Here is a 9,864-nt window from a genome sequence, read left to right on the forward strand (position 1 = left end):
GCGAAGAGGCGTACACAAACGAAACCGGCCCCGGGCGGTGGGTGCCGCGGGGCCGGTGGAAGACGGGAAAGTGGTCAGGCGGCGGCCGGGGAGACCGGGGCGGCCGAGATCGGGGCGGTCAAGGCTGGGGCGACGTGCTTGCGGGGGCGGCGGCGCCAGACCAGGTAGGAGGCGATCGAGCCGCCGATGCCCAGGGTCGCGATCGCCACGCCGGCGATGGACATGCCCACGTGGTCGCCGCGGGCGGTGGCTGAGCCGAGGGCGGCGTAGGCGATGGTGGCGGGCAGGGCGCCGAGGGTGGTGCCGGTGATGAACGCGGACCGGCGGACGCGGGTGGTGCCGAAGACGTAGTTGGCCACGCAGAACGGCACGAACGGGATCATGCGGGAGATGATCACGGCGACGATGCCGCGGTTGGCGACGGCCTGCTCGACGGCGAGGAAGCGGCCGCTCAGGTGGCGGGTCATGAACTCGCGGCCCAGGAAGCGGCCGATCGTGTGGGCGATCAGCGCGCCGAGGGTCACCCCCGCCAGGATGTACAGGACGCCGCCGGCGAAGCCGAACAGGACGCCGCCGACGCCGGCGAGGAGGGTCCGGGGGACCAGGGCGGTGGTCAGCAGGGCGGTGCCGAAGACGGCGATCGCCGGGGCGAACGGATGGTCAGGGCCCACGGCATGGGTCAGCGACGATTTGTCCGGGTGAATGATCAGCATCACCACTGACAACGTCGCGACCAGCAGGGCGAGCAGCCCGAAGCGCAAGGCGGCTCCGGTGCGCCACCACTGCTGTGGGGCTTTCGGGGTCGTCTGGTCGCTGCGCACCCGACCTAGCCTAGGCCCGGAACGCCACGATGCCGAGCCTGATGGCGAGCCAGCAACCGGAAGTTCACGATTGTGCACCGGTCGTCGTACCCTCCCAAAGTGATCCGGAAATGATGTTGATCGGCAACGGGACGGATGTGCACGCGTTCGAGAAGGGGCGCGAGTGCTGGGTCGCGGGGCTCAAGTGGGACGGGGTCGACGGCCTCGCCGGGCACTCCGACGGCGACGTCGCCGCCCACGCGATCTGCGACGCGCTGCTGTCCGCGGCGGGCCTGGGTGACGTCGGGGCGATCTTCGGCACGGGCCGCCCGGAGTGGTCCGGTGCGAAGGGCGTGACGCTGCTGGCCGAGGCCGCGCGGCTGGTCCGCGCGGCGGGCTATGAGATCGGCAACGTGTCCGTGCAGGTCATCGGCGTCGCGCCGAAGGTCGGCAAGCGCCGCGCCGAGGCGGAGGACACGCTGAAGGCCGCCATCGGGGCGATCGTCCGGTTGTCGGGCACGACCACCGACGGGCTCGGCTTCACGGGCCGCGGTGAGGGTCTCGCCGCCACCGCCGTGGCGCTGATCTATCCCGTACCGAAGGAGTAGAGACACACGTGAACGAGATGCTGCGCGAGCTGCTCGACCGCCGGGCGTTCCTGGTGCTCAGCACGATCAACCCGGACGGCGCGCCGCAGTCCAGCGTGATCTGGGCCAAGCACGACGGCGGCGATGTCGTCTTCTCGACGATCCGCGGCCGCCGCAAGACCCGCAACATGGAGCGCGACCCGCGGGTGTCGATCTGCGTGTACGACCCCGCCAACCCGTACCGCCACGTCGAGCTCCGCGGCACCGTCGCCATCACGGAGGAGGGCGGGCCGGAGCTGATCGACGAGCTGAGCCGCGCGTACGACGGCAAACCCTGGATCGAGAAGGTCCCGGGCGTGACGAGGGTGGTCTGCCGGGTGACCGCCACCAAGGTCGTCGAGCACTAGCGAAAAGTCGAGCACTAGCGGAAACCCGCACCCAACCGCCGCCGGCCCGCCGCGCGTCAATGCGGCGGGAGGCGATGTGCGCAACGAACTGGAGCGGGAGTACGTGGAGTACTTCCAGCCGCGGCTGCCGCAGCTGCACCGGCTGGCGGTGATGCTCTGCGGCGACGCCGACCGCGCCGACGACATCGTGCAGGCGGCGGTCACGACGCTGTACGCGCGGTGGCGGCAGGTGCGGCAGGTCGGCAACCTTGACGCGTACGTGCGGCGGAGCGTGGTCAACGCGTTCCTGAGCGAGCGCCGTCGCCCCTGGTCCCGGGTCGTGCTGACCGAGATGCCACCAGACCAGCCGGCTGTCACGGGGCAGCCGGCCGACGAGCGGCTGGTGGTCCGGGCGGCGCTGCGGAAGCTGCCGCCGAAGCAGCAGGCGGTGCTGGTGCTGCGGTTCCTGTGCGACCTGCCGGTGGAGCAGGTCGCGGAGCTGGTCGGCTGCTCCGCGGGGACCGTGAAGAGCCAGACGTCGGACGGGCTGGCGAAGCTCAGGAAGCAGCTGGGCGTGCTCGCGCCGGCCGGAGGTGCGCGATGACCGAGGATCTGCTGGCCCCGCTGCGCGACCCCGACGTGCGGCCGCCGAGGGTCGACCTGCACCGGGCGATCCGGACCGGCCGGCGCCGGCGCAGGATCCGCAACGCCGCGGTCGCCGCCGTCGCCGTGCTGGCGGTGACCGTCGCGATCGGCGCCGTGCGGAGCCGCCCCCAGGCGATGCCGGCGGATCGGACGCCGGTGCCGCTGCCGACGTCGACGATCGCGCCGCCGCTCGGCGAGTGCACGATCAGCAAGGACACCGCGCCGTGGGCGAAGTGGCATCCATGGTTCGTGCTGGACGACACCTGGCGGGTGGTCGTGCACCTCGAGGCGCGGGGCACGGGACCGGTCGAGGCGGTGCGGTACGTGGACGGTGCCGTCGAGCGGATCCCGGACGTGCCGAGCAGGTTCCAGGTGACGAACGTGAACCGCGCGGGTGACTTCGCCGGGGTCAACGGGAAGGTCGAGCGCGGCTGGGTGTACCGCGACGGCCGGTTCAGGGCCCTCACGCTCCCCAAGGGCGCGACCCACCTCGCGCTGACCGACATCAACGAGGCCGGCGATCTCCTCGGCGCGGTGGACCTGGGAAACCCCATGGGTTACGAGGCGGTGGTGTGGCCGGGCGGCCGGCCGGACCGCCCCCGGATGCTCAAGGCTCCCGCCGGTCATGTCGCGCGGGCGACCGGGATCGCCTGGGACGGCCTGATCGTCGGCGAGCTGGTCAGCGGTGATGTCGTCACACCGTATCTGTGGCACCCCGACGGCACCGGCGAGCCGTTGCCGGTGCCGCCGGAGGTCGGCGGGAAGGTCGAGGTCACCGGCCTGACCGGTGATTGGGCGGTCGGGTCCGGGGTGCGGTGGAACATCCGCACCCGCCACGCCGACGTGATCAACGGCCTGAGCCGCCGGTGGGCTGTCGTCGACATGTACGGGCGGGTCTACGGCGAAACGGACACGCCCGAGCACCGGCAGGCGGTGTGGGTCAACGGCACCCTCCAGCCGGTGCCCGACCAGTTCGAGGGCCGGACGGCGCGGCCCGAGGCGGTCCGGGACGACGGCCGGCAGCTGTTCGGCTGGTCGCTCCCGGACAACAGCCCTGTGCGCTGGGACTGTGGCTAGACGGTGCGGGCCCAGGTCCAGGCGTAGCCGGTGTCCTCGACGGACAGGCCGGGCTCGCACAGGTCGAGCGGGCGGAACGTGTCGACCATGACCGCCAGCTCGTCGAACGCCTCCACGCCGAGCGACCGCTCGACCGCGCCCGGCTGCGGGCCGTGGGTGAAGCCGCTGGGGTGCAGCGAGATCGAGCCCTGGACGATGCCCGACCCGCGGCGCGCCTCGTAGTTGCCGCCCGTGTAGAAGAGCACCTCGTCGGAGTCGACGTTGTGGTGGTTGTACGGCACGGGGATGGAAAGCGGGTGGTAGTCGACCTTGCGCGGCACGAACGAGCAGATGACGAAGTTCGGGCCTTCGAAGGTCTGGTGTACCGGCGGCGGCTGGTGCAGCCGGCCGGTGATCGGTTCGAAGTCGTGGATCGAGAACGCCCACGGGTAGAGGCACCCGTCCCAGCCGGCGACGTCGAACGGGTGCTGCGCGTACACGTGCTCGGTCCACCCGCGCCGGTGCTGCACGAGGACCGGCACCTCGGTGCCCTCCACCAGCAAGGGTGAGGTGGGCGCGCGGAGGTCGCGCTCGCAGTACGGCGAGTGCTCCAGGAACTGGCCGCGCTTCGACAGGTACCGCTTGGGCGGCCCGATGTGCCCGGACGCCTCGATCACCAGCAGCCGGACCTCGCCGGAGACCGGCACGAGCCGGTGGATCACCGACGTCGGGATGATCGCGTAGTCGCCCTCGTTCAGCGACAGCGCACCGAACACCGACTCGACCAGCATCGAGCCGGACTCGACGTACAGGCACTCGTCGCCGATCGCGTTGCGGTACAGCGGGGACGGCGCCGTCGCGACCGCGTAGGACAGCCGCACGTCGTCGTTGGCCAGCAGGTGCTGCCGGCCCAGGACCGCGTCGGAGGGCCCGCCGCCGAGCTTGTGCGTCTGGAGGTGGCGCGGCTTGAGCGGCAGGTTCGGCGCTCGGGTCGTCGTGAACGGCGTCACCGCGGTGGCCGATAGAATAGCCGTCGGTCGATGCGTGTGGTACAGCAGGGAAGAGTCGCTCGAAAAACCCTCCTGCCCCATCAGCTCTTCCGCGAACAGCGAGCCGTCCGGCTGGCGAAACTGGGTGTGTCGCTTCGGTGGAACCTCGCCCACGCGACGGTAGTAGGGCATCGCTGCCTCCCGGAAGAAGTGGAAACCGTCCGGATAGCGGACGAAGTTGTCCGCCCTGTATAGCGTCCATTAGATTCGGAAGCCGTGTCAAACGCAGTACCGCCTCTGCTGGCCGCCCTGGTCGACGACGCCGCCGTCTTCCCGCCGGGGAGCATGCCGCTGCCCGACGCCGTCCCGGCCCACCTCCGCCACCGCGCCGGCCGGTGGGCGCCGATGATCGGCCCACTGCTGGTCCCCGCCGCCGACCTGCCCGAGATCGCCGCGACCGTCGACATCGGCGTCGTCGGCGAGCCCGTCGCCGTGGGCCAGGCCCTCGCCGCGGTCCCCGGCAACCTCACCGTCCGGCAGGTCGAGTCGCCCGTCGCCAAGCGCGGAGAGGACCCCGCACCAGGCATCGACCGGCTCGCCGCCCTGGCTCAGAAGCACAGCGACAAGCCGTGGAACTGGTACTTCGAGGTGCCGCTCGCCTGGGGCCTGATGCAGGCCCTCGATCACCTGGCGAGGCTGCGGGCCGACGGGCTGCCGGCCGCCGCGAAGTTCCGCACCGGGGGGCTCGCCGCCGAGCTGTTCCCGACGCCGGTCGAGCTCGCCGCCGTGATCTGCGCCTGCCGGGACCGCGAGCTGCCGTTCAAGCTGACCGCGGGCCTGCACCACGCCGTGCGGCACACCGACCCCGACACGGGCCTGGTCCACCACGGCTTCCTCAACGTGCTCGCCGCGTGCCTGGCCGCCGACGACGGCGCCGAGCCCGCCGACCTGGCCGGCATCCTCGCCGGCACCGACGGGCTCCCGCTCGCGACGGCCGTCCGCGACGCGCTGGACCGGCCGCGCCCGCTGTGGGTCGGCTTCGGCAGCTGCAGCGTCGACGAGCCCGTCACCGACCTGACCAACCTGGGCCTCCTACCCCGAGAGGTGCATGCGTGACCCCGTGGATCCAGCCCGCCGCCGACGACCCCTTCGGCCTGCACAACCTGCCCCTGTGCGCCACCCGTGACGGCTGGGCCGGCGTCCGCGCCGGCGACCTCGTCCTCAACCTCGCCGCCGCCGAGGAGGCCGGCCTGGTCGACGCCGGCGGCGCGTTCACCGGCGCGCCGAACCTGAACCGCTTCCTCGCCGCCGGCCGCCCCACCTGGACGCGGGTCCGTGCCCAGCTCACCGACCTCTTCACCGGCGGCGTGACCGGGACCGTCGAGCGGCACCTGCACCCGGTCGGCGACATCGCGCTCGCGCTGCCGTTCGAGGTCGCGGACTACGTCGACTTCTACTCCTCCGAGCAGCACGCCAACAATCTCAGCGCGATCTTCCGCCCCGACGCGCCGACGCTGCTGCCCAACTGGAAGTCGCTGCCCATCGGGTACCACGGCCGCGCCGGCACCGTCGTCGTCTCCGGCACCGACATCCCGCGCCCCCACGGACAGCGCAAGGCGCCCGACGAGGAGCGCCCCAGCTACGGCCCGTCCCGGCGGCTGGACGTCGAGGCCGAGCTCGGGTTCGTCGTCGGCGCGCCGTCCAAGGGAGCGATCGCCGTCGACGACTTCCGCGAGCACGTGTTCGGCGCCGTACTGGTCAACGACTGGTCCGCCCGCGACATCCAGGCGTGGGAGTACCAGCCGCTCGGGCCCTTCCTGGGCAAGTCCTTCGCCACGTCGGTGTCGCCGTGGGTCGTGCCGCTGGACGCGCTCGAGCCCGCGAAGGTGGCCGCCGTGGTCCAGGACCCGCCCGTCCTGCCCTACCTCGCCGAGGCGGAGCGCTACTCGTACGACATCCGCTACGAGATCCGGTGGAACGGGACGCTCGTGTCGCGGCCGCCGTATGCCGGCATCTACTGGACGCCCGCGCAGCAGCTCGCCCACCTCACCGCCAACGGCGCCTGGGCGCGCACCGGCGACCTGTACGCGTCCGGCACCATCTCCGGCGACACGCCCGAGCAGACCGGCTCGTTCATCGAACGTACGTGGAACGGCGCACAGCCGGTCCGGCTCGACGACGGCGTGACCCGTAGCTTTCTGCTCGATGGCGACACGGTCACGATTTCCGCCACCGGGTGGTGTACGGGTGGGGCCGTGGTTGGCTTTGGTGAAGTGGCCGGCACGGTGGTGACGCGGGTGTGAGAAGCCCGGCGATCGACGGTCGCCGTGAGCAGAATGCGACGATCGCCGGGTATGGTGCCCCGCGGAGGTGGTTATGGGGACCGGTGGTGCTGGGCGTCTTTCGGTGCGCCCGCGGACTTGGCCCCGGTCGTTGCGCCGGGTGCTCACCGCGCTCCTCGCGCTCGTGGTCATCGCGGCGATGGGCGTCACCGCGTACCGGACCCTCAAGCCCGCCGAGACGGTCAGCAGCGCCAAGAAGCCGGTGCCGTCGCCCGAGCCGGTCAAGTCCATCCAGTACGCCGAGCTGCCCTCCGCCCCGCTGATCGTCGAGGGCCGCCTGCGCGTCTACACCGAGCAGCGCCGGGTGTTCGCCGACACGCCCGTGACCGCGCAGCGGCTGATGACGCCGCACTGGGCGTACCGGCGCTGGCCCGCGGAGGTCGTCTCGGTCGTCGCCGTCGAGAAGCCCGCCAGCGGCGTCGGCATGTCCGTGGTCGTCACCAAGTGGTCCGACGGCGAGATCGTCGCCCTGGACGCCGAGAAGGGCGACATCGTCTGGCAGGTGCGCATCGACCCCGCCGACGGCGAGACGTTCAAGGGCCGCCGCACCGGCGCGAAGACGCTGTACAGCCCGGAGGACCTCTTCGTCACCACCTCGGCGCTGGACCACCAGCAGGTCATCATCGCCACCGGCAAGGACGTCGTGCAGGCCATCGACCCGGTCGACGGCAAGATCCGCTGGACCCACTCCTTCGCCGCCACCCCCGGCTGCCACGCCGTCGACTGGACCAGCCTCGACGCCTACTTCGTGAAGGACACCTGCGCCAAGCCGGCGACCCTCGAGGTGTACGACGCCGGCACCGGCACCCTCCTCACCACGTGGCGCCCGCCGGGCGCGTCGATCGGCCCCGACAACATCACCAACTGGTACCTGGAGCCGACCTCCTGCCAGCTCGGTCGCTCGGGCTGCGCCCTGTTCAAGGCCGCCCCGACCGGCGACGTGGTCTCCTTCGCCGACGCCGCCTCAGGCATCGGCAGCATCACCCCCACGTACTGGTCCCTCGGCGCCGACCACATCGTCAAGCCGGAGCTCGTGCCCGACAAGGACAAGGTCGTCGTGGTCGGCGACGTCCTGGCCGAGCAGGTCGTGGGCGGCTACATCTGGGCCTTCTCGCGCACAACCGGCCAGCGCCTGTGGATGTCGGAGGTCTCCGGCACCCTGATCGGCGCCGACCAGCGCAACGTCTACCTGATCAACCGCGACTACCAGCTCCTGGTCCTGAACCTCGTCACCGGCGCCGTCACGTCGAGCACCGAGCTGCGGATCCGGCCGGAGGACAGGTTCGTGTTCAGCGAGCTGTACCTGCACGGCGGCTACCTCAGCGTGGAGCGCCTGCACACCACCAACGCGTCGGAGATCGACGACAGGTACTACTTCAGCATGAACACCGTCGTCCTGGTCGGCATCGGCTGATGCCCCCCGCCCTTGCCGGCGCCCTCGCTCCTGCCGGCGCCCTCGCTCCTGCCGGCGCCCCCGCTCTTGCCGGCGCCCCTGCTCGGGGCGGTCGCGTTCGCGGTGGTGGCCTTGCTGCGTCCGTCACGCTGACCGCGGCGCTGCTGGCCGCCTGCTCTTCAGGCTCTGGCTCTGGCTCTGGTTCCGGCTCTCATGGTCACGATGCCACGCCGAGGGTGACGGCGTCGGCCGGCGCGTCGCCGACGGCTTCGGTGACCTTCAACGCGACCGACGTGCAGTTCGCGACCGACATGATCCCTCACCACCAGCAGGCCGTGGACATGGCCGACCTGGCCGCCACCCACGCCTCGAACCCCGACGTGAAGGCCCTCGCCGCGAAGATCCGCAAGGCCCAGGATCCCGAGATCGCCACCATGTCCGCCTGGCTCCGCTCATGGGGCGAGCCGGTCCCAGGCCCCATGCATCACGAAACAGGCGACATGGGCGGCATGCCCGGCATGCTCACCGACACCGAGTTCCGCCAGCTGGCCGCCGCCACCGGCCCCACCTTCGACACCAAGTTCCTCACCCTCATGATCAAGCACCACGAGGGCGCCGTCGAAACCGCCAAGACCGCCCAGGAACAGGGCTCAGCGGTCAAACACCTCGCCGCCGAGATCGTCACGACCCAGACCGCCGAACTCGCCGAGCTGAAGACCCTCCTCGACAAACTCCCGTAGCGCCCTCCGCGCGTACTCCGCCTCGGCTCCTCCACCTCCACCTCTGCATGTCTGGGCGAGACTGAGGCGGGACGCGGTCGCCGACGCCGGCCCTCCGCCCTCCCGCCTCGCACTCTCCGCGCCTGCCTTCCGCCTCGCGCCTTCCACCTCTGCCTTCCGCCTCGTGCTCCCTGCCTCCCGCCCTCCACCTCCGCATGTCTGGGCGAGACTGAGGCGGGACGCGGTCGCCGACGCCGGCCCTCCGCCCTTCCGCCTCGTGTTCTCCGCGCCTGCCTTCCGCCTCGCGCTCTTCGCCTCCGCCTTCCGTGGCACTTGCCTTCCGCCTCGCATCGCTGGCCTTCCGCCTCCAGCACAGACGTTGGTCAATGCCCGCATTTGCGGCCTTTATTCCATCGACGGTGCGCGATTAGCCCACAAGTGGATCTCTGATTTGTGGGTGGATCGCGCAACGTCGATGGCGAAAAGGGGACTTTTTGGGGTATTGACCAACGTCTGTGTTGGCGCGATGAGCAGTCATGCGCCGTGGATGTGCCGGCGAATTGTGCCGCGTGATGCGTCGGTCGGTGTGCGTGCCGTGGCGCGTGTGAGCAGCGTGGTGCCGGGCGATGCGGTGGCCGGCTCGGCCAAGGTGTGTTGGCTGGCGTGTCCCGCGCTGTATTGATCAGCGTCTGTGCTGGCGCCGCGTCTGTGCTGGTGCCACCAGCTGTGCTGGCGCCGCGGCTGTGCTGGGTGCTGGCGGCTGTGCTGGTGTCATCGACTGTGCTGGGTGCTGGCGGCTGTGTTGGTGTCACCGGCTGTGCTGGGTGCTGGCGGCTGTGCTGGCGCCGCGGCTGTGCTGGGTGCTGGCGGCTGTGTTGGTGTCACCGGCTGTGCTGGGTGCTGGCGGCTGTGCTGGCGCCGCGGCTGTGCTGGGTGCTGGCGGCTGG

At 71.3% G+C, this 9,864-nt stretch carries 11 protein-coding genes; 9 read left to right on the forward strand and 2 right to left on the reverse strand.

Going from position 1 to position 9,864, the window contains the following annotated elements:
• Window positions 1–74: 74 nt before the first annotated feature.
• The gene (locus tag AB0J72_RS03360; protein ID WP_363393846.1) at window positions 75–821 is read right to left on the reverse strand and encodes a VTT domain-containing protein; all 747 of its coding nucleotides are present in this window, start codon (window positions 819–821) and stop codon (window positions 75–77) included.
• Window positions 822–931: 110 nt separating this feature from the next.
• On the opposite strand from AB0J72_RS03360, the gene ispF reads away from it, so the two are divergent.
• The 4 genes from ispF to AB0J72_RS03380 all read left to right on the forward strand — a co-directional run bounded on the left by ispF (window position 932) and on the right by AB0J72_RS03380 (window position 3,495).
• Window positions 932–1,408, forward strand: coding sequence for a 2-C-methyl-D-erythritol 2,4-cyclodiphosphate synthase (ispF, locus tag AB0J72_RS03365; protein ID WP_344509154.1), 477 nt, complete (start codon window positions 932–934; stop codon window positions 1,406–1,408).
• A gap of 17 nt (window positions 1,409–1,425) precedes the next feature.
• Entirely contained in the window at window positions 1,426–1,794 is a 369-nt protein-coding gene (locus AB0J72_RS03370) for a PPOX class F420-dependent oxidoreductase (protein WP_363393972.1), read from the forward strand.
• Between the two features lie 76 nt (window positions 1,795–1,870).
• Window positions 1,871–2,377: a SigE family RNA polymerase sigma factor gene (locus AB0J72_RS03375; protein ID WP_363393849.1), complete on the forward strand. Its 507-nt coding sequence runs from the start codon at window positions 1,871–1,873 to the stop codon at window positions 2,375–2,377.
• Window positions 2,374–3,495 carry a hypothetical protein gene (locus AB0J72_RS03380; RefSeq protein ID WP_363393851.1) on the forward strand — a complete coding sequence of 374 codons (1,122 nt, stop codon included), beginning with the start codon at window positions 2,374–2,376 and terminating at the stop codon, window positions 3,493–3,495. Before AB0J72_RS03375 ends, AB0J72_RS03380 begins: the two co-directional genes overlap by 4 nt.
• Here the strand turns inward: AB0J72_RS03380 and AB0J72_RS03385 are convergent.
• The gene (locus AB0J72_RS03385; protein ID WP_363393853.1) at window positions 3,492–4,655 is read right to left on the reverse strand and encodes a homogentisate 1,2-dioxygenase; all 1,164 of its coding nucleotides are present in this window, start codon (window positions 4,653–4,655) and stop codon (window positions 3,492–3,494) included. The genes AB0J72_RS03380 and AB0J72_RS03385 overlap by 4 nt on opposite strands.
• Window positions 4,656–4,739: 84 nt before the next feature.
• Between AB0J72_RS03385 and AB0J72_RS03390 the strand changes: the two genes are divergently transcribed.
• The 5 genes from AB0J72_RS03390 (at window position 4,740) to AB0J72_RS03410 (ending at window position 9,599) form a co-directional block, all read left to right on the forward strand.
• On the forward strand, window positions 4,740–5,579 hold the full coding sequence (locus AB0J72_RS03390; protein WP_363393854.1) for a hypothetical protein: 840 nt from the start codon (window positions 4,740–4,742) through the stop codon (window positions 5,577–5,579).
• Window positions 5,576–6,766 (forward strand): fumarylacetoacetase, encoded by a 1,191-nt coding sequence (gene fahA, locus AB0J72_RS03395; protein ID WP_363393856.1) that lies wholly within the window; start codon window positions 5,576–5,578, stop codon window positions 6,764–6,766. The genes AB0J72_RS03390 and fahA overlap by 4 nt, the downstream gene beginning before the upstream one ends.
• A gap of 139 nt (window positions 6,767–6,905) precedes the next feature.
• Window positions 6,906–8,219, forward strand: a complete 1,314-nt coding sequence (locus tag AB0J72_RS03400) for a PQQ-binding-like beta-propeller repeat protein (protein WP_363393858.1) — start codon at window positions 6,906–6,908, stop codon at window positions 8,217–8,219.
• A gap of 215 nt (window positions 8,220–8,434) precedes the next feature.
• Window positions 8,435–8,938 (forward strand): DUF305 domain-containing protein, encoded by a 504-nt coding sequence (locus AB0J72_RS03405; protein WP_363393860.1) that lies wholly within the window; start codon window positions 8,435–8,437, stop codon window positions 8,936–8,938.
• 358 nt (window positions 8,939–9,296) lie between these two features.
• Window positions 9,297–9,599 (forward strand): hypothetical protein, encoded by a 303-nt coding sequence (locus AB0J72_RS03410; RefSeq protein ID WP_363393862.1) that lies wholly within the window; start codon window positions 9,297–9,299, stop codon window positions 9,597–9,599.
• Window positions 9,600–9,864 lie beyond the last annotated feature (265 nt).

The organism is Dactylosporangium sp. NPDC049742 (assembly GCF_040674675.1).
GTDB classification, from domain to species: domain Bacteria; phylum Actinomycetota; class Actinomycetes; order Mycobacteriales; family Micromonosporaceae; genus Dactylosporangium; species Dactylosporangium maewongense.